This is a genomic window from Bowmanella sp. JS7-9, from assembly GCF_004329715.1.
Taxonomy (GTDB): Bacteria; Pseudomonadota; Gammaproteobacteria; order Enterobacterales; family Alteromonadaceae; genus Pseudobowmanella; species Pseudobowmanella zhangzhouensis.
In genome coordinates, this window is sequence record NZ_JXSY01000018.1 from 211,034 (window position 1) to 229,568 (window position 18,535).

General features: G+C 51.9%; 21 protein-coding genes. All 21 read left to right on the plus strand.

Annotated elements, in window-relative coordinates; all coding sequences use genetic code 11:
* The first annotated feature begins 14 nt into the window (after positions 1-14).
* The 21 genes from TK45_RS10515 (at position 15) to TK45_RS10615 (ending at position 18,528) form a co-directional block, all read left to right on the plus strand.
* Complete coding sequence (locus tag TK45_RS10515; protein ID WP_131258611.1) at positions 15-944, plus strand: hypothetical protein; 930 nt, start codon at positions 15-17, stop codon at positions 942-944.
* A 63-nt stretch (positions 945-1,007) separates the two neighbouring features.
* A complete protein-coding gene (locus TK45_RS10520) occupies positions 1,008-1,226 on the plus strand; it encodes a hypothetical protein (RefSeq protein ID WP_131258612.1) in 219 nt (72 codons plus the stop codon).
* A gap of 5 nt (positions 1,227-1,231) precedes the next feature.
* On the plus strand, positions 1,232-1,888 hold the full coding sequence (locus tag TK45_RS10525) for a DUF6682 family protein (protein WP_131258613.1): 657 nt from the start codon (positions 1,232-1,234) through the stop codon (positions 1,886-1,888).
* A 16-nt stretch (positions 1,889-1,904) separates the two neighbouring features.
* Positions 1,905-2,513, plus strand: a complete 609-nt coding sequence (locus tag TK45_RS10530; RefSeq protein ID WP_131258614.1) for a hypothetical protein — start codon at positions 1,905-1,907, stop codon at positions 2,511-2,513.
* Between the two features lie 9 nt (positions 2,514-2,522).
* Entirely contained in the window at positions 2,523-5,537 is a 3,015-nt protein-coding gene (locus tag TK45_RS10535; RefSeq protein WP_131258615.1) for a tail fiber domain-containing protein, read from the plus strand.
* Positions 5,537-7,498, plus strand: a complete 1,962-nt coding sequence (locus TK45_RS10540) for a fibronectin type III domain-containing protein (RefSeq protein ID WP_131258616.1) — start codon at positions 5,537-5,539, stop codon at positions 7,496-7,498. The genes TK45_RS10535 and TK45_RS10540 overlap by 1 nt, the downstream gene beginning before the upstream one ends.
* Before the next feature lie 17 nt (positions 7,499-7,515).
* Entirely contained in the window at positions 7,516-7,902 is a 387-nt protein-coding gene (locus TK45_RS10545) for a hypothetical protein (RefSeq protein WP_131258617.1), read from the plus strand.
* A gap of 3 nt (positions 7,903-7,905) precedes the next feature.
* Positions 7,906-8,682: a hypothetical protein gene (locus tag TK45_RS10550; protein WP_131258618.1), complete on the plus strand. Its 777-nt coding sequence runs from the start codon at positions 7,906-7,908 to the stop codon at positions 8,680-8,682.
* Positions 8,682-9,950: a hypothetical protein gene (locus TK45_RS10555; RefSeq protein WP_131258619.1), complete on the plus strand. Its 1,269-nt coding sequence runs from the start codon at positions 8,682-8,684 to the stop codon at positions 9,948-9,950. The genes TK45_RS10550 and TK45_RS10555 overlap by 1 nt, the downstream gene beginning before the upstream one ends.
* Positions 9,951-9,965: 15 nt before the next feature.
* On the plus strand, positions 9,966-10,295 hold the full coding sequence (locus TK45_RS10560) for a hypothetical protein (protein WP_131258620.1): 330 nt from the start codon (positions 9,966-9,968) through the stop codon (positions 10,293-10,295).
* The gene (locus tag TK45_RS10565; protein ID WP_131258621.1) at positions 10,295-10,633 is read left to right on the plus strand and encodes a hypothetical protein; all 339 of its coding nucleotides are present in this window, start codon (positions 10,295-10,297) and stop codon (positions 10,631-10,633) included. The genes TK45_RS10560 and TK45_RS10565 overlap by 1 nt, the downstream gene beginning before the upstream one ends.
* Positions 10,633-11,058, plus strand: a complete 426-nt coding sequence (locus TK45_RS10570; protein ID WP_131258622.1) for an N-acetylmuramoyl-L-alanine amidase — start codon at positions 10,633-10,635, stop codon at positions 11,056-11,058. The genes TK45_RS10565 and TK45_RS10570 overlap by 1 nt, the downstream gene beginning before the upstream one ends.
* A gap of 1 nt (position 11,059) precedes the next feature.
* On the plus strand, positions 11,060-12,679 hold the full coding sequence (locus TK45_RS10575) for a hypothetical protein (protein ID WP_131258623.1): 1,620 nt from the start codon (positions 11,060-11,062) through the stop codon (positions 12,677-12,679).
* Positions 12,672-14,606: a DUF1983 domain-containing protein gene (locus TK45_RS10580; RefSeq protein WP_131258624.1), complete on the plus strand. Its 1,935-nt coding sequence runs from the start codon at positions 12,672-12,674 to the stop codon at positions 14,604-14,606. The genes TK45_RS10575 and TK45_RS10580 overlap by 8 nt, the downstream gene beginning before the upstream one ends.
* Positions 14,593-14,967 carry a hypothetical protein gene (locus TK45_RS10585; RefSeq protein WP_131258625.1) on the plus strand — a complete coding sequence of 125 codons (375 nt, stop codon included), beginning with the start codon at positions 14,593-14,595 and terminating at the stop codon, positions 14,965-14,967. Before TK45_RS10580 ends, TK45_RS10585 begins: the two co-directional genes overlap by 14 nt.
* On the plus strand, positions 14,954-15,187 hold the full coding sequence (locus TK45_RS10590; RefSeq protein WP_131258626.1) for a hypothetical protein: 234 nt from the start codon (positions 14,954-14,956) through the stop codon (positions 15,185-15,187). Before TK45_RS10585 ends, TK45_RS10590 begins: the two co-directional genes overlap by 14 nt.
* 51 nt (positions 15,188-15,238) lie before the next feature.
* The gene (locus TK45_RS10595) at positions 15,239-15,625 is read left to right on the plus strand and encodes a hypothetical protein (protein WP_131258627.1); all 387 of its coding nucleotides are present in this window, start codon (positions 15,239-15,241) and stop codon (positions 15,623-15,625) included.
* Complete coding sequence (locus TK45_RS10600; RefSeq protein WP_131258628.1) at positions 15,618-16,226, plus strand: hypothetical protein; 609 nt, start codon at positions 15,618-15,620, stop codon at positions 16,224-16,226. The genes TK45_RS10595 and TK45_RS10600 overlap by 8 nt, the downstream gene beginning before the upstream one ends.
* 57 nt (positions 16,227-16,283) lie before the next feature.
* Positions 16,284-16,874, plus strand: coding sequence for a hypothetical protein (locus TK45_RS16285; RefSeq protein WP_174719781.1), 591 nt, complete (start codon positions 16,284-16,286; stop codon positions 16,872-16,874).
* 2 nt (positions 16,875-16,876) lie between these two features.
* Positions 16,877-17,137: a Blp family class II bacteriocin gene (locus tag TK45_RS10610; protein ID WP_131258629.1), complete on the plus strand. Its 261-nt coding sequence runs from the start codon at positions 16,877-16,879 to the stop codon at positions 17,135-17,137.
* Positions 17,137-18,528: a hypothetical protein gene (locus TK45_RS10615; protein WP_131258630.1), complete on the plus strand. Its 1,392-nt coding sequence runs from the start codon at positions 17,137-17,139 to the stop codon at positions 18,526-18,528. The genes TK45_RS10610 and TK45_RS10615 overlap by 1 nt, the downstream gene beginning before the upstream one ends.
* Positions 18,529-18,535: the final 7 nt, after the last annotated feature.

Consider the following 18,535-nt stretch of genomic DNA (forward strand, 5'->3'; position numbering starts at 1 on the left):
GTGGAGTATCTAAAATGGGCTTTCCTATTGATGCCAGTGCAAAGAACTATTCCAGCACTGGTGCAAACAACACCAGCAAATTCATTCCTCAAATCTGGTCGAAAAAACTCTTAGTTAAGTTTTACGATCAAACCGTGTTTGGCGCTATCGCTAACACCGATTACGAGGGCGAAATCAAAAACTACGGTGACGAAGTAATCATTCGTACCCGTGCCGATATTACCGTCAATGATTATGTCAAAGGCGCTGGTATCACCTACGAACAACCTGAATCACCAACGACCAACTTGGTGATCAATCAGGGCAAATACTTCGCGTTTAAATTGTACGATGTAGATCGCGTCCAATCAGACTTAGCGCTGATGGATGAATGGTCGCAAGACGGCGCGGAGCAAATGAAGATCAAGGTGGACACCGATATTCTGTCGGCTATCCCTGCTATGGCCGGTCACGCTGGTCTGACGGCGGGTGCTGACTCGAATATTAGCCTGGGGACAACGGCCACGCCGCTGTCTATCACCAACCAGAACATCGTTGAAACCATCGTTGAGAAATACGGCGTCATTATGGACGAACAGAACATGCCGGAAAGTAACCGCTTTGTGGTACTTCCACCAGCATTGTGCGCGCGTCTGAAAACGTCTGATCTGAAAGATGCGTCTATTACCGGTGATGGTAAGTCCACTCTGCGTAGCGGTCGAATCGGTATGCTGGATCGTTTCACGATCTACTCAAGCAACAACCTGAACCGTCCTGCGGCTGGTCAATACGATGTGGTGTTCGGACACCAGTGCGCGTTGACCTTTGCAGCGCAGATTTCCTTTATGGAAAAACTGAAAAACCCTGATGACTTTGGCGATTTAGCCCGTTCCCTGATGGTGTACGGCTACAACGTCATTAAGCCAGAGGGCTTAGGTCACTCAGTCTTAACCCTTGGTGCCTAATCGTACTGGGTTATCCCTTAAAGGGACGCTTTATGCGTCCCTTTTTTTATGGAGTGTTTACGCATGTCTAATCAACGTCCTGTGGGATTCAAAAACAAGTTTGGCCGCACGGTGCCGTACAATCCTGGGCTTGCCAAAGTAGCCGCTACGTTTGGTTTATTGCCGGTATTCGATGAAGAAGAACTGGAAGCCAATATGAGTGGGCCGGTCAAAGTGACCAAAGCAAAAGCCAAAGCCCCTGCCAAAGTCACCAAAGCTGCCGCTGAACCTAAAGCGGAGTAAGTTAAATGGCAACCACCAAAATCATTGATCTGATCTCGCGCGCTGAAACCATTGTGCAGGATAAAACGTCTGTGCGCTGGCCGAAGCAAGAATGGTTGAACTGGTTTAACGATGCCGTGTTGGCGGTCATTATTGCCCGTCCTGATGCGTCGGTCGTTAACGAAGATTTTACGCTGGATGAAACGGACAGCAAACAATCTCTGCCCAATGATGCGCTTCGGTTAATGACTGTGGTGCGCAATAAGGCCAGCGGTGTGCCGGTTCGCCAGATTGCCCGTCACCAGTTGGACGATCAGTTACCGGACTGGCATACCAAAACCGCGTCAACCGTTGACCATTATGTGTACGACGAGCGCGACCCCAAGCACTTCTATGTGTTCCCGCGTCCAAGTGCAGCAAGCCATGTGGTCGAGTTGATTTATTCGACGGCCCCTGCGGCGGTCACTATTGCTGACTTTACGACCGACACCCAAACCCTGTCGCTCGACGATAGCTACTTAAATCCGTTGCTGGATTTCATGCTGTACCGCGCGTATTCCAAAGATGCGGAATATGCCGAAAACGCGCAACGCGCTGCCGGTCACTTAAACGCTTTCAATTCCCTGCTAGGTATCAAAACGCAATCTGACACGGCTATGGCGGGTCAGGCCAAAAATCCTTAACCGATAGGAATGCACCATGGCGGAAATCACCAGCTACGCGCATCTGGTTGCGCATTATTGCCCCAATTTGCCCAAGCTGATCTTTCGTCGCGCGTTTATCAGTGCGGCACGGCATTACTTCACCCAAACCCAAGCATGGGAAGAAGTGATCAAAGTCTCGTTAGTGGCAGCCAAGCAACGCTATGCGCTCGATACACTGGCCGATGATGCTGAAATCGACACCATTATCGACGTGTACTCTGACACCGGTAATTTGACCGGGCTAACCGGACGGCCTTTTGCCATGGGGCAGGATGCGCCACGAAGTTACTACGCCAATGCCAAGCGCACCGTCGGGTTCTATCCGATCCCCAAAGAAGCGGGGGTGGTGTACGTGCAAAGTTGCGTAAAGCCGGTACTGGAAGCAGACACCATCGACGACGATGTGTTCAGCGACAATGCCGAGGGCATTCTTGCTGGCGCCGTCTACGAACTGAAAATGATGCCCAATACCGATTGGTACGACCCCCAAGGGGCGTTGTACTACAAGGCAGAACGCGACCGGTGCATTGATGAAAAGCGCATCGAAATCGCCACCCACTACGCCAATCACTCTCTGATCATGACCTACCCCAACATTCTATAAGGCGCTTTTATGAGTTGGTTCCGTGGCAATGTCACACTGACACAAGACAGTCAGAGTGTGACGTACAACAGCGGTGATCCGATTGATAAGCTGAAAGTCGGCTTTTTGTTGGTGGTTGATGGTGATTTCTATGAAATCATCGGCGTGGACAACACCCCAGGATCTGAAACTGTTACCCTGTTCAGTGCCTTTTCTAAGACGGGTCTGAACAGCGGTGATCCCCTCACCGTTGATGTGATAGGCATTCCTACCGCCTATGACTTTGCCGACGCCACGCTGTCTATGCGTGAATTAGCCGTACTTGGCACTAATACCCTGTCAGCCCTCAATGCGTGGGCCACCTCTACCAACGATACCGTTTCCATTACCGATGCGTCCGGCACCGTGCATGTGATTAACACGCTCTACAAAATGCAGAGCGATTATGCCTTGCCGGTGTATGGCGGTGTCAGTTCAAACAATGGTTTAGCATGGGTCAAAGCCCCCAATGGTGGAAGCTGGACACCGGCTACCACCACCACCGATCTGACGTTCACGTTTTCACGCGGGGCGTCGGTGGTATCTACTCACGTTATCCGCGCCACACTCGACCCCGCGACCGGCTATATCACAACCGCCACCGAGGGCGCACCAAGCGGTGAAGCGACGACCTTTAGCCGGATTGGTAATGGCACGTCCAATGTCACCGTTACGATCACCCACAACAACACCGGCATTGCTGTGCCTGTTACCGTGCAAACGACCCAAGGCGGGACAGCGATTGCGCCGGAAGTGGTGGAAGTCAGCCCAGGCGTTTACAAAATTATCGGCGCTAACGGTGAAATTACCGTTAAAGACGGCCTGAACGGGGATGTGCCTACGCTGACAGATAACGGCGATGGCACCTACACCATTGATAACGGGCAGGGTCAAACGCTGGTGGTATCAGACGGCGAGGACGGCTACAGCCCGATCCACGGCGTTGATTATTTCGACGGTGCGAATGGCGATTTTCATAGCATCATCTTTAAGGTGTCGGTTGACGGTACACCCCCCGCAACTCCGACCGGTGGTAGCTTTAATGGCACCCTTGAAATCGTGCCTGACGGGTGGACTGATACCAGCCAGTATCAGGGAATTGGTATCGAATACTGCGCCAAGGCGGTGTATCGCCACAACCGGCAAACCGACACATGGGCGCGCACCTCTGCCAATTGGTCGGCTCCGGCTATCTTCTCAAAAGCCGGTATCGACGGTGCCAGTGCCTATCAAACATGGATAGCCAATGGCGGCGTAGGGACAGAAGAAGATTTTTTACTGTACCTCAACGGCAATGACGGCACCCCTGGTAATCAGTGGTTCACCTCTGCCGGTGGCCCCCCTGCGTCGGGTACGGGTATTGCCGGTGACTTTGCGTTGGTGGATGGGCGCTACGTCTATAAAAAGACGGACGAAACAACGTGGACGTACCAATCTGATCTGCTAGGCCCACAAGGCCCACAAGGGCCGCAAGGCGAGCAGGGGCCGCAAGGTGTGGCAGGTGCGAAAGGGGCAGACGGCCAAACGACCTATACGTGGATCAAATATGCCGATGATGCTACTGGCACCGGCCTGTCCGACGACCCGACTGGTAAAGCCTATATCGGTTTTGCTTACAACAAAACGACCGCTACTGAGTCCACCACGGCAGGGGATTATACGTGGTCGCTGATCGTCGGGCCGCAGGGTAATACCGGTGTGCAAGGGCCAAAAGGGGATGATGGGCAAACGACCTACACATGGGTTAAATACTCTGCCAACAGTGACGGCACCGGTTTAACCGATACCCCGCAGGCGAACACGGCGTACATCGGGATCGCGGTAAACAAAACCACGGCAACCGAATCAACTAACAAAGCTGATTATGTGTGGAGCCTGTTCAAAGGCCCACAAGGCGATCAAGGCCCACAAGGGCAAACTGGTGCCACTGGTTCACGCGGCGCAGCAAACTATGAAATCGTGGTTACGGCAGCGTCATGGAGCGATACCGCTGCCAATAACGTGACCACGGGCGCAAATGTGACCTATGACACGGTGACGCAATCCAATGTGACCGCAGGGCAGGAATGGTCGGTTACAAAATACTGGAACGGTAGCGCATGGGTGGCAATCAGCCGCGTGATTGATGCGTCGTGGATGTTCAATAAAACCACGTTCTTTGCTGATCTGGTGGCCGGTAGTGTGACCGCCGATTTTCTGGATGTGTCGTCAATAGACATTGAGCAGGCGAACTGGGGCGATAACGTCACAATCAATGCCAATGGCGTGAATTATGACGGCTCGTACCTTGGCAAAGCGTCCATGGCTGTGAACGTGGACAACTATGTACCCTGCGGGTCGTACTACGATGTGATCTATGGTGCGGGGATCTCTATGAGCATCGACCGTACTTTAGGTGGTGTAGGGGGAAACCCTAATGCGGTGGGCCTGTTCATAGAACAGAACAACGGCAAAGGCATTCAGATTTTTGCCCAAGATACCACCAGTGCAGGGGATTACGGCATTTATGTGACTGCCTATCCTGGGTGTGCCGGTGGCGGGATTTATAGTTACCGGTCAGACGGCACGGCAGGCTATTTTCAGTCGGACAATTACATCGCACTTTATTGTGCGTCGTCGCACACGTCTTTGCCTGCACTGCGCGTCAGCGGCAACCTAGAAGTGATTGCCGGTGGCACCCCTGGTAATGTGATTATCAGCGGTGAATACTCCGGTGATGATTTTGTCATTTCGTCAGATCGCAACCTAAAAACCAATCTCAAGCGCATCGACAACCCGCTGCAAAAACTCGACGCGATCCATGGTTACACCTTTGATTGGGTCGATACCACCAAAGGCAGCGCGTCACACACGGTTGCACAGGAAGTACAGGCCGTATTTCCAGAAGCGGTCAGCACCAAGGCCAATGGCTATTTGCAGGTGTCGCAGGCAGCGGAAATCGCCTTGTTAGTGGAAGTGTGCAAAGCCTTGCGTGAGGAAATTGAATTACTCAAGGCGGCGCGCTAGTGGCTTCCTACTATATCGACGCGCTTTATATTGGCGGAAACATATCGCTCTATGACAATCTGCCTGCCAGTTTGGCGGTCGGTGATACTGTCAACATTACCAACGGTGACATTGACGAATTTCTTGAAATCACGTCGATTAGCACAACCTTTTGGGATATTGGCCCCAGTTATTTCTTAGAGCCTGATGCGTCCGTTATGCTCACCGTCACAGGCACGGGGTCTGGGTCTGACACCATTAACTTTGCTTTTGGTGTATCAAGTACCGGCAAGGTATTCAATTTTACCGGATCTGCCGTTCCGCCGGTTGCGCCCAATGCGCCGGTAGCGTCCATTGTCAGCGGGTCGTCTACGTCCGTAGCATGGACGGCTCTATCTGATCCGTCTGTCACAAAATACGAAATGCAGGTCAGTGTTGGCGGCGGGGCTTATGGCACTACCACCAATGTTGGACTGACTTCGCCAAAGGTTTGGACGGGCCTTGTTGACGGTAGCTACAAGTACCGTATTCGTGCGGTTAACAGCTACGGTAACGGGGCATGGAGTAGCGACAGTAATACCGTTGTACTGGACGATACGCCCAATTCGTTTGGCTTTACCAATAAATCCAGCGCCAATTTAAGTACCTACTACGAAGCCACGACAACTATCAGCGGCTATGTGCAGCCGGTAACGGTCAGCGCGACCAATGGTGCGCAGGTCAGAATTGGTACGTCCGGTAACTGGTATTCCAGCGTCACGGCAAACCCGACAACGCAAACGATTGGCGTGCGAATGCAATCGTCTGCCAGTTATTCCACCGCCAAGACAACCACCGTAACAGCCGGTGGCACCAGTGCGAACTGGACAATCACAACGGCGGTGATGGATGAAACCCCAAGCGGGTTTAATGATCCGACCGATATAACCGGCGCAGAACTGGACACGTACTATTACTCTGTTCCCTATACGGTAACGGGGATCAACACGTCCGTCGCAGTGACAGCCACGGCAGGCGCAGCGGCCAAGATCAACAATGGCAGCTATATAAGCGGCTATGCCGGTACGGTAGTAGCCGGTGATCAGGTTACGTTCCGAATTGCCTCGTCGTCCAGTTACCAGACCGCCGTAAATGCGTCGATTGGGATTGGTACGGTCAGCCACACATGGACGGCTACTACCCGCGCGAAAGACACTACCCCGTCTGGGTTTACTGCGCCGTCTGCTGTAACCGGTGCGCAACTGTCTGAATACCGCTACACCGAACCCTATACGATCACCGGTATCGATCCTGCGGTGACAGTCAGCGGTAGTAGTGGGGTCGCGTTTAAAATCAATTCAGGCTCGTATGTTACCAGCGGCACGGTCAACAGTGGCGATACGGTCATATTCAGGCAACAGGCGTCGGGTAGTTACTCTACGCTTGTCAGCCGCACGATCACGGTCGGCAGCACCAGCTACACATGGAACGTTACGACCCGCGCCAAAGACACCACGCCTAGCGGTTTTTATCAGCCTTTGGCGGTGGGTTCACTGGTGCCGAATGCGTGGGCCTATACCGACACCTATACCATTACCGGTATCGATCCCGCAGTACCTGTAACCGGTGGGCCGAATGTGGAATTTTCAATTGCTGGCGGCAGCTATGTTACCAGCGGCACCATCAATAGCGGTCAGACCGTGCGCTTTCGTGGCAAGGCCGCAAGTACCTATAACACAACCGTACAACGTATGGTGGCAGTGGGTAGCACTACCTATACGTGGTATCTGGACACACTGGCTAATCCACCGACTTCTACGATTGGGATTTCTGAGCCGCCCATTGCGCTAAGTGATGTGATTACGTTCTTTGGGGGCGGGACAAAGTTAAGCCAGTTTGTCAGGGCAGGTGCCTATGTACCTAACCTGGTTGAAAACGCTGACATATCTACAACGGCCACCGGCCTAAAGCTCTCGCAATTCTTCGATTGCGCCAAAAACTAACCTTTCAGGAATCCCGTATGAAATACGTCGCTATGGCAAAGGCGGTCTGCCTTTATGTCTTTATCGTTGTGTATTGGGCGCTGCTTATCGTCCTTTATTCACCCGTTCAATTGCCCGTAACCCTGATCGCAATTTGGGTTGAGAAAACCGGCGAAGTCCACTGGCGCAAGTGGCGCTACAACCTCTGGATCGGGCAAGACCAGTCCCTTAACGCCCTGCTAGGGGGGGACAGAGACATTACCCTTTCGTCCCGAATTGGCTGGAACGCCGAGCGCGGCAGCCAAACCGCATTGTATATGGAAGCGTGGCTAAACCCCGTCTGGGAACTGTTTACCGGCATCGACAACCATTGCCGCCGTGCGATTGAGCGCGACGAACAACATAACAAACACTGGGGAGCCTAACGCATGAATCTGACTGAATTTCTGACACAAGCTGTCTATGACGCTATCGATCCGCAAGACAACCCCGTTACGTTGAATTTCACCCTGCCAGATATAGACGGAAATTTTGTTACTGATGCTGAGTCCCTTTGGTACGCGCACCGGTATGCAGTGACGGAAACCAACTATATCGACTCCAATTTAATGAATGCGCTACTGGCGCAACACTCGCTGGCCGCGTTCTTCGAATGGGAAAAGGGGAATTTAACCAGCCCTTTTGCTGATGCCTGTATCGCATTCACCAATGCGGTGAAGCAGCCCAGTAATTTCAATTTTAATAGTGCCACCATTAACGGCGCGGCAAATGTGAATATTTTGCAAGCGATGATTGATTACTACGGCACCCTGGGCAGTGGTGCAGTAACTGAACTGAATACCACCTATGACGTGATCACAACCCGCTTGACGGCGTTTCGCAATTTAGTCACCGTGATTGGGGTTAAGACCTCTTATCCCTTGGCAAATTCGACGCTGGTTCAGGTCATGCACGCCAGAAACCGCATGACGTACAGCACGCCCACCATTTCAGGGCGCTTCGCTGTGATTGAACAAAATGCAACAACCGATAGCTACGACCCGATTTTATGGGGTTACAACCCCCGTACACTGCAATGGCAATCCATCAACGTGTTCAGAAACGTGGATGCAATAGGCATGTATGAAGCAATCATTCCGTCTGAATGCAGCGGGTGGTCGCTGCGGGTAGACAATCCGTTCAATTCGCACACTGAGAATGCCTAATGTCAATTTATGGTCTGAACTGTAACGGCTCTACGCAATATGCCGCACTGGACACGTCCGTTGCGTCACTTGCGGGGGATTTTGCGTGGCTGTTCTGGGCAAAGCTGGAAAGTAAGGCCACCGACTTTCATTACATGCTGTCAACAGGGCCAATAGCGGTAGGGCAAATCAACGTAGCCTTTCAGGAGTCTACCGGCAAACTGGGCTTAAATATGTTGGGTGGCGGCTTGGCATTCCACCCAACGGCAGTTCCCAGTTTGATTGGCACCTACCACCTGATCGTAGCGGGTCGAAGAACTAGCGGGGGCCGACTGGCGTTTTGCGTTAAGGACGGGACAGTTGATTTATCAACTGAACTGTTTGGCTCTACGACCACGTTTACCAATAAAGATTTCGAGTTTATGCGCCGCGCTGACGCTAACGTGGATCGTTACGCCAAAGGGGTGTTCAGTCAGCCTGTCTTGCTTGACCGCTGGCCGTCAGACGCGGAGATCGAAAGCATTGCAGCGGGAAGCGACCCGTTGACCGTGTTCAGCGGGAACATTGTTCATTACTTCCCCATGCCGAATAACACGGACACTTCGACCACCGACACGCAAACGTCAGTCTCACTGTTGCAGGTAAACATGCCGGTGGACAATACCCAATGGGTATTGGTTGAGGGGCCAGCAAATCTGCTTTCCGGCACCTTTGCCAGTGTGACCACTTCTGTTACCACGATCACGCCTGCTGGCGGGGTTTATGTGCTGGCATCCTTTGACAGCAATAACACCAGTGCTGATGTCATTAACGGCTTTGTGCGCTTATCTACACAGATGGACAGCCAAACGTCAACGAGTGACAACATGGCTGGTCTGGGCGTGTTGTTTGGTCAATTCACGACCTCTGCTGCCAGTAGCAGTGCCTTTAGCGCTGATGGTTATACCACGTCTGGAATTACCAGTATCACGGTGTCCGACTCAAATATGGATGCCAAGATCCGGTTACTGGGACAGGCGATTAGCCAAACGACCAGCGCAGATGCACTGACCGGTCGGCCCCGATACTCCGGCACAGTAACCAGTTACGTTCAAAGTCAGGCCAGCATTGCTGGCCTGATTCGTTATGGCTGCTCAATTACCTCTAGCACCGGCTCTTTGGCGCAGTTCAACGCGCTGCTGACCGGTGAGCGCAACACACGCAACAGCATCTTTCTGACCACTGATATTAACGGCATTTCACTAAGCAGTGACATTCAGCCCGTCAGGCTGACCGCAGACATTAGCTAATCACAAGGCTTGTTTATGAAAAAAGTAACGATCAGCGATTTATTTCAGGCTGAAGATAAGCAGATCGTGGTGAATGCCACGATTGACAGCAATCCAATCATAGATGTTGCCAGCGCTTTACTTGTCGTCCAAGACGCTGACGGGAATGAAGCACTGCGACTTACGTTAGGCAGCGGTATTACGTTCAGTAATAGCGCATTCACTCTGCAATTAACCGACACCAACACCGCCGATCTGGTGGGCAAATACCAGTTTGAACTTTGGTTCACCGACTCTGCCGGTGTGGACACCCTTGCTATTTACGGCTCCATGAAATTTGCACCTACCTTTGGGAGATACAACTAATGCCATTAACTACTGCTGGCAAAAATACTGCGCTTGACGCGCTAACCATTACACACATGAGTCTGCACACAGGCGATCCATCCGATACCGGTGCAGCTAACGAAGCAACCGGTGGCAGCCCTGCCTACGCACGCCAAGTCCCGACCTTTGGTGCAGCCAGCGCGGGTACACGCACACTAAGCGCCAGTGTCACCTTTGACGTACCTGCGGGTACATTTGGCTGGTATGCCCTATGGAATAACACTACCTGCTTGGATAAGGGACAGCTAAACAGCGATAAGGTTTTAGGCGAACAGGGCCAGATTGAAATTACATCCGGTACGGTCAGCCTGACTTAATGACACCGCTTAAACACGTTGGGCTAATCGTGGTGCATTGTGCCGCGTCTAGCCCTAACCGGCGCGTCAGTATTGATGAAGTAAGGCGCTGGCATGTTGAGGGGAACGGGTGGGATGAGATCGGTTATCACTATTACATTGATAAAGACGGTGTTGTTCATCCTGGTCGTTCCACTACCTTTCAGGGCGCGCACGAACCCAAGATAAATACCTGCTCGTTGGCAATCTGCCTAGAGGGGGGATTTCAGGGGGACGTGGACTTTACCCCCGCCCAGTTTTCCGCATTACGCACGCAACTTATGTCACTACGGCTTCTTTACCCGACAGCGGTAATCGCCGGTCACAACAATTTTCGGGACGATAAAACCTGCCCGAATTTTGATGTGGCTACGTGGTGGGAACAAGACGCGATTATCAAGGTGTAATATGAAGATTGTCATTCACCCGATTAAGGGCATGTTGCCGATCATTGAGTCGGCTAAGTTGCCACTGGAAAACGCAACACTGGCGATCAATTGCCGCTTTGATAGTGGCAGCTTGGAACCCTATGCTGACTTGGTGGCGAAAGCAGCAACGTTGGCTACCAATACCTCATCCATCTATTTGTATGGTGACACGCACTGGTTTTCTTGGTCGGACGATGTTGACCTAGTTGAATCCCCGATTAACAACGACCAGTATAGCCGCGCCTATTTTACCGGCAGTGGCAGTTACCCCAAGATAACAGCGGCGGCGATTGCAACCGGTGGCGGGGTGATGCCTACCGCGTCATATAAAATGGGGGTGCAACAACCGACCGCACCCATTTTAAAGGGCTATCTCAACAACACTGATGATGCCGACGCTGAAAACGACATTACCCGCTTTTATGTGCAGACCTATGTAAACGCCTATGGCGAAGAAAGTATGCCAAGTGACATTTCGGAAGAAATCACTTTGCTTAATCCTGACGCCAGCGTGGAACTGTATTTTGATGCTATCGGCGTCAATGATCAGAACATAACCAAGCGCCGCTTGTACCGGACTAACGGGGACGCCTACCAGCTTGTTGCTGAATTGGATGTGGGCTTGCATACCAGCAGTGCGACCGCGTTTGAAGATAACGTGGCAGACGCCGGTTTAGGCATTGTGCTGGAATCGTGGGGCTACAGTGAACCGAATAGCGCAATGAAAGGCTTAACCGCCATGGCTAACGGTATCTTGGCGGGGTTTTGGGGTAACACCGTTGCATTCTCGGAACAGTACCAGCCCCACGCATGGCCCACCGACTACCAACAAACCACCGAATTTGATGTGGTGGCGATTAAGGGAATTGGCAACTCGATTGTGGTTGGCACCACCGGCAACCCGTATCTGTTTGCCGGTGTCTCACCTGATGCGGTCAGCGGTCAGAAGCTGGAAATCGCGCAATCGTGCGTGTCTAAGCGCTCAATGGTGGATATGGGTAACTACGTTATCTACGCCAGTCCTGACGGCTTAGTGGGGATCGGCCCAGGCATGGCCCGATTGTTGACTGAGGGCATGTTTAATAAGAAAGCGTGGGCCAATTACAACCCTGAAACCATTGTGGCTACCTACTACGAAGATAAGTATGTCGCGTTTTTTGATGGGGGCGGTTTCATCTTCGACCCGCGCACACAGGATTTTATTGAACTGGATTTCAGCGCTGATGCAGTTTACACCGACCTCAAACGTGACACCTTGTATATCGTACAAAGTGACAACCTGTTTGCCATGGATGAAGCGTTAGCATCCATGCCGTTTACATGGGAAAAGGTTGTCAGGCTCGATTACCGGCCCATGCCAAGTTGCGTTTATATCGACTGTGAACGACCGCAGGATCTGTCCTTTAGTCTTTGGCTTGATGGTGCCTTAGTGGCGGATTACGCGGATTTATCCGCTGCACCTGACGATGTGGTGTTAGACCACCCGTGCTTCCGGCTTCCACAGGGACGCGGCAAGGAACTGCGCTTGCAGCTTGCGGGGACGGGACAGGTGCATCGACTTATGTTTGCTTCCAATTTGCGGGAGCTGATGAATGGCTAAGAAGCGCTTATATCCAGCTATCCCGCGAGGGAACGATCAGCGCCAGATTGAAAGCCTAACCCAGATTGCCGAAATCCTGATTGGAGCCAGTGGCAATAAACTGGAAAAGGCGGTCACATACCGCGAACTGGAAACGTTGGGGATCACCTCGTTGCTGGTGGCAGCGGGGGGTAAAAAGGTAACAGGGGGCGGGGGTGGCGATCCGGCGATTGACTTGCCTGATGTACCAACTAACTTGCAGGCATTTGGCACGTTTAGCCATGTGATCTTGAGTTGGGACACCCCGCAATACAATGGACACCAGTACACCCGCATTTACCGGAGCGATACGGATAATCTGGCAGGCGCGGTCGCTATTGCGACCAGTATTGCGTCAGTGTACGCCGATGATACCGGCCCGTTGGGTGACGGGGCCGGTTACTATTACTGGATTACCCACGTTAACCTTAATGACGTGGAATCCGCGCATCATCCGGCGATTAACGGGGTGTACGCGGAAACGTCCCTTGACCCAGATATTGCCCTGTCAAAATTAACCCAGATGGTAAACAGTGGGCAGTTAAGTGAATACCTGCGCGGCGATATTGAATGGGTAATAAATAAATATGCCACGCTTGAAGCCCTGTTTAATGACGGCACCGGCATAATTGAACGGGTCGGCAATGCAGAGGGAACAATCTCAAACCATAACGGGATGATCTTCGCTAATGAAGAAAACCTTGCCGCTATGGGCATTGCAACCTTTGGGCTGGAAGATTCGATCACGTTAGCCAGAACAGATGCCGCTTCTTGGGATGGGGTATTAGTCGCAGAGATTAATAGCCTAAAAGCCGTGGTATATGAAATTGACGGGATCACGCCTAAGTGGCAAGCCGGTGTAAATGATATTAAAGCCGCGTTTGCGTATGACAATGGGGCGATTGCGATTTCCGCCCAGGATGTGTATGTCGATCAGGGTAATGGCCCAGAGGGCATCCAGACCTATGTAGAAGCACGGGCCGGTGAAGCGGATAGTACCGTCGCGCAGTGGGCGGTTAAATCGTCTGTTGCCAGTGTGCTTGACCCTACGGATAAGTTGGTCGGCGGTATTGGCCTTTGGAACGATGGTCAGCAGGTCTACTTTACGGTGTCTGCGAACCGCTTTGCCGTGATTAACCCGCTGGATAACACCGCCGAACCATTGCTAACGGTCGTACAGAACAGTGGCGATCCTGACGTACCCGATGGGGTGTATATCCCTGATGCGTACATTCGCACCGCGCATATTAAAAACCTGATCGCTCAAACGGTTGTGGCTGATTTTATTCATGCGCTGGAACTGACCGCCGTAGACATTACTGGCGGCACAATCGGGATTGGCGGGGATGCCTTTACTGTTGATGAAAACGGGCAGGTTGAAGCACGTAACATTACGATTAAAAACGATCTCGGTGAAATCGTCTTACAGGTCAATGATGTGGGCGCATATATCAGCGGGGCGTTTATTGAAAACCTGACCGTTGGCACGTTGGATATAGTGAACGGTGCGGTCACAGCTACACGGTTTTTTGAATCCCCGACCTATGGCCCGACAACCTCTGCCGTCACACTCTACGACGATACCATTTCAATTGGCTCTGATGCGTTTTTGACGGTGTGCGCCACCGTGGAAGTAAAACGCTCCGGTGACACCACAACTGCCTATGACTCGGTGAAATTTATAATTTGGCTGTACGACGATACCGCCCTTGTGAAAACCATTTCGCATACTGAACTGTACGCTGATGCCAAAGGCACCGAACAGCCAAAGTTTTTAATGCCCGTATCAGTGGCGGCCCCGATCACGTCAGGCAGTGCGCGCTTAAAAATTTCCGCACAGACAGACGGTTCGCCCGTGCAACCGTTCTTTTTCAAAGTGACAGGATTCTCAATCAGTGCAAAACGTTAATAGCTTTGTGGTTTATGAAGTGGCAACCGGTATCATCCGGCGCAAAATCCAGTGCCGACCCGACGAGATTGTATTGAACGTAGGCGAGGGCATGATCGAGGGGGACGTAGACCTAGATCAGTATTACGTTGACCCTACTCAACCTGCGCTGGTGCCACGTATGCAATTTGCAGAGGGGGTACTGGCAGACGGTTACTTTACTATCGCGCTGCCCGTTGGCACCACTGTACTTTGGCAATCTGAAATCTATACGGTGGATGATGGGGAATTAGACGTGCTGGTGGATCAACCTGGGGTGTTTTCGCTGCACCTGTCCCACCCCCATTACGTGCATAAGGTGGTGAACATTGAAAATCCATAAGAACATTGACCCGCGTAAATTGCGGGAACGGGCGTACAAGTCAACCGGTGATCAACTGGATTTAATCATTAAGACGTTTGATCACTTGCGCAAGCAAGGCATTGACGTTGGGCCTGCCGCGATTGAACTGATTGACCATGCCGCAGACGTAAAAGGCAAGTACAAAAAACAACCAGTATCACAACTAAGCGCTACCACAGGCAGACAGAAAAAGGTATAGTAATTTCTAGTCTGACCTAGTAGCCCCTGTTAACCACAGGGGCTTTTTTGTATGCGCGATCCTATCCTTGATTTCACTCCCGAACTGGCGCAATTGGCCCTTGATAGCGGCGAATTGAATCTGGTCGAACAGCTACAGCAGGCATTGGCTGACGGTACGGCAAACGTGGGTATCTGCGTTGGCGGGACATTAGCCATTATCCAACCACAAAAAGACAACACACTATTTATTTGGGCTGGCGTCAGCCGCGAATCTGGTGTGATTGTCCGTTATCAGGAAACGTTTGAAATGGTGGCACGCAAAACCGGCTTCCATCGCATTCGATTTAAAACAAAGCGCAAGGGGCTTAGGAAGCTGGCCCCGAAACTAGGTTACACAGAAACCCGTCTTGATTCAGACGGGTTTTTTGTTTTTGAAAAGGTGATTTCTCATGGGTAAAGGCAGCACAGACATCCCAGAAACCAAGGCCGAGCAAATGCAGGCCCAGGTCGCTATGCGGCGTTGGAATGATTACCAGACGTTGTTCAAGCCGTATGAAAACAAATTTATGCGCCGTGTTGATGCCATGAACGGTGAAGCGGAAATGAATGTGGCGTCTGATTTATCAATGCGACCGTTGGCAAACGCATTCGCTAAAGAGGGCTTGAAGATCCGTAACAGCATGATGCAAAACGGCGTAAACCCCAATTCAGGCCGGTTTCAATCCGGCATACGTGAGGGGGAAACCGGTTTGGCTGGCTCCAAAGTTGATACGGCCAGCCGTGGCACCTCAAGCCAGCAAGATCGGTATGTCAGCGGTATTCAGAATATTGTTGCCATGGGGCAAGGGCAAGCCGGTAATGCCATGCAAGGGCTGACGGATATTGCGTCTATGGCACAACAGGACGCGCAAAATAGCGTGCTGAACAGTATGCAAAATAGCGCGCTTCGACAAGAAGTAGCCGGTACAGCAATCGGCGCAGGGTTGCGGTGGGGTATCGAATCACCAACACCCCCACCGAAAGATACACCGACCCCGCCAGTTTCACCCCCACGATAAGGCTCTCGTATGGAACAGATATACAGATCACAAGTCAACATTGACGACATAAATTCCATGCAATCTTATTCAGATTACCAATCCTATCTTGACGTTCACCGCAACAGTGGCGGGGGCGGCTCGTATGGTGGCAATAGCCGCAGGGGTGACTACGGCGGTGGGTATGGTGGCGGCGGTGCAGGCGCAAACACAGCGTCAGGATCGTATCTAGGGGGCAATGACCCGCGCTATTTCCTGCCGTTGCGACAAACCTTTGGTAAGCATTACGCATCCGATACCTATGCAGCGTTGATCGGCAATGAATACAAGGATTATTGGGAGCGTTTTCAGCCTTACGAACAGCGCTTAATGCAGTTGTCCGACTCGACCGAACTACTGGATGCGCAATTGTCCCGGATTACTGCTAATTCTGCCCGTCAGTTTAATCAGGCCCGTGCCAATAGCGCCCTGATGAATCAGAAATACGGCATTCAAATGACCGACCGAATGCAGCAAACCAATGATACCCGCATGGCGGGTCAATACGGCTTAACCGTTGCCAACTCTAAAAACATGAGCCGACTGGCAGCGAAAGACAGAAATATGGGCATCCTGACCGGTTCAAATGGGCGTCAGGCAGTGGCTAATTACGTGAATACTGGGGGTTAACCATGGGTTACGGATTATTACAAACCGGTCAGGCAGTGAAAGGTCAGGCGATGCAAGGCATCCGTGACGCCGCCAAGTTAGAACAGCAACGCGAGCTGCAAGAAGATCAGAATAAACGCATGAAGAAACAGCAAAACGCCACCGCCGCAGGAACCGGCGCAATCGCTGGTGCCTATGCAGGGGCCGAAGCCGGTTCAGTGGGTGGCCCGTGGGGGGCGGTAATTGGTGCCGTTGCAGGTTATATCCTTTCGGAGATCATCTAATGAGTGGGTTAGTCAGCGGCTTTCAGGCCGGTTTCAATATGATGGATCGCTACTACCGCAACAAGGAAGATGATCGGCGCTGGAACATCCAAAACGAGCGTGCAGAAACGTTGCATGGATTACAAGTGGAGAACCTTACCCGTGATGGGCAGATTAAGCAGCACACGATTGACCGCCTACCTGAATTGGATCGGCAAGCCGACGCAAGTTTTAACGCCAAACTAACGTTAACTGGCTTGCAATCTGAAAATGCGGAAATGGAAGGCGAACTGAAAGGAAAGCAACTTAAAAACTATGACGCTGACCATGCGCGCAAGGTAAGGGCAGACAACGCGCAAATAGCGTCAAGTGAAGCGGCAACCGCAGCGTCTAAGGCATCGACTGAATCGTCAACTGTTGCCACGCGCGCCAACAACCTGCGGGTGCAAGAAGCAGAGCGCAAGGCCAAACTGGACGAAGCGAGAAATGCCTTTTCCGGCTTAGAAAATATCATGGCCGCGTATGAAGCGGGTATGGGAGTCAATTTTCAGGATGTGTACGAACACGCCAAAAAGCTAGAAGGTACGCAATATGACGTGTTGTTTAACCCCGTTTTACAGGAAACCGCACGCCTGATTCGCCGCGATATGAGCAATGGCGGGAAGTTATCACAGGAACTGTTGGTCAAGCTGAACAATGGCGGCCTGCCAGAACTGAAAAAATCGGTCGGCAAACCTGGGCGCTTTGGCGCACCGATCACGGACGTTGCCATTGTGAATATGGAGCCGGTGGGCGGCAACAAATTTAAGCTGCAAGTGATGGTGCGGGATGCTGACGGCAACGTGTACCCCTCAGAAGTCAACGAGGGACGGGACGCCAGCGGGGGGAATCCTATCATTTTGGATATGGACACCCTGATGCAGCACTATCAGGCCCAGAACATGATCCTTGATAAAGCTGAAGCCAGCGGGTTTATGAGTAAGTTTGGTACAGCAATTCAGGGTATTCGTACCCGTGAACAGGCCGCACTTAGCCGCAGCAGCGCCGTACCAAGTCAGGTGCGCTCGATGCAGATGCTATCGACCTTATCAAACATCCCGATTGAAGATTTGGTAAGGGCTAAATATCTGGTCGGCAAAGCACCTAACCCGCAAACCATACATACACAGGCTGTCAAAATGGCGCAAACCGATATGCGATGGATGCGCGCCGATGAAGCGCAACAGCAAGCCTTAATTGATGGTTATAAATCGTTCCTGATGCAAGGCGATAGCACAGGCTATGGCCTGACGGGTGGCGAAAACCCGAATGGGGCAAGCCCAGATCAGCGTGAACTTATCGAAGCGTGGCTTAAAGGCATTCAAGACGCCAATAAAAGCAAACCTACCAGCGCCACTCAACAACCAGAATAAACAGGGT

Coding starts and splice junctions, on each gene's coding strand:
- TK45_RS10515 (WP_131258611.1), top strand. CDS start 15: ATGGGCTTTCCTATTGATGCCAGTGCAAAGAACTATTCCAGCACTGGT.
- TK45_RS10520 (WP_131258612.1), top strand. CDS start 1,008: ATGTCTAATCAACGTCCTGTGGGATTCAAAAACAAGTTTGGCCGCACG.
- TK45_RS10525 (WP_131258613.1), top strand. CDS start 1,232: ATGGCAACCACCAAAATCATTGATCTGATCTCGCGCGCTGAAACCATT.
- TK45_RS10530 (WP_131258614.1), top strand. CDS start 1,905: ATGGCGGAAATCACCAGCTACGCGCATCTGGTTGCGCATTATTGCCCC.
- TK45_RS10535 (WP_131258615.1), top strand. CDS start 2,523: ATGAGTTGGTTCCGTGGCAATGTCACACTGACACAAGACAGTCAGAGT.
- TK45_RS10545 (WP_131258617.1), top strand. CDS start 7,516: ATGAAATACGTCGCTATGGCAAAGGCGGTCTGCCTTTATGTCTTTATC.
- TK45_RS10550 (WP_131258618.1), top strand. CDS start 7,906: ATGAATCTGACTGAATTTCTGACACAAGCTGTCTATGACGCTATCGAT.
- TK45_RS10555 (WP_131258619.1), top strand. CDS start 8,682: ATGTCAATTTATGGTCTGAACTGTAACGGCTCTACGCAATATGCCGCA.
- TK45_RS10560 (WP_131258620.1), top strand. CDS start 9,966: ATGAAAAAAGTAACGATCAGCGATTTATTTCAGGCTGAAGATAAGCAG.
- TK45_RS10565 (WP_131258621.1), top strand. CDS start 10,295: ATGCCATTAACTACTGCTGGCAAAAATACTGCGCTTGACGCGCTAACC.
- TK45_RS10570 (WP_131258622.1), top strand. CDS start 10,633: ATGACACCGCTTAAACACGTTGGGCTAATCGTGGTGCATTGTGCCGCG.
- TK45_RS10575 (WP_131258623.1), top strand. CDS start 11,060: ATGAAGATTGTCATTCACCCGATTAAGGGCATGTTGCCGATCATTGAG.
- TK45_RS10580 (WP_131258624.1), top strand. CDS start 12,672: ATGGCTAAGAAGCGCTTATATCCAGCTATCCCGCGAGGGAACGATCAG.
- TK45_RS10595 (WP_131258627.1), top strand. CDS start 15,239: ATGCGCGATCCTATCCTTGATTTCACTCCCGAACTGGCGCAATTGGCC.
- TK45_RS10600 (WP_131258628.1), top strand. CDS start 15,618: ATGGGTAAAGGCAGCACAGACATCCCAGAAACCAAGGCCGAGCAAATG.
- TK45_RS16285 (WP_174719781.1), top strand. CDS start 16,284: ATGCAATCTTATTCAGATTACCAATCCTATCTTGACGTTCACCGCAAC.
- TK45_RS10610 (WP_131258629.1), top strand. CDS start 16,877: ATGGGTTACGGATTATTACAAACCGGTCAGGCAGTGAAAGGTCAGGCG.
- TK45_RS10615 (WP_131258630.1), top strand. CDS start 17,137: ATGAGTGGGTTAGTCAGCGGCTTTCAGGCCGGTTTCAATATGATGGAT.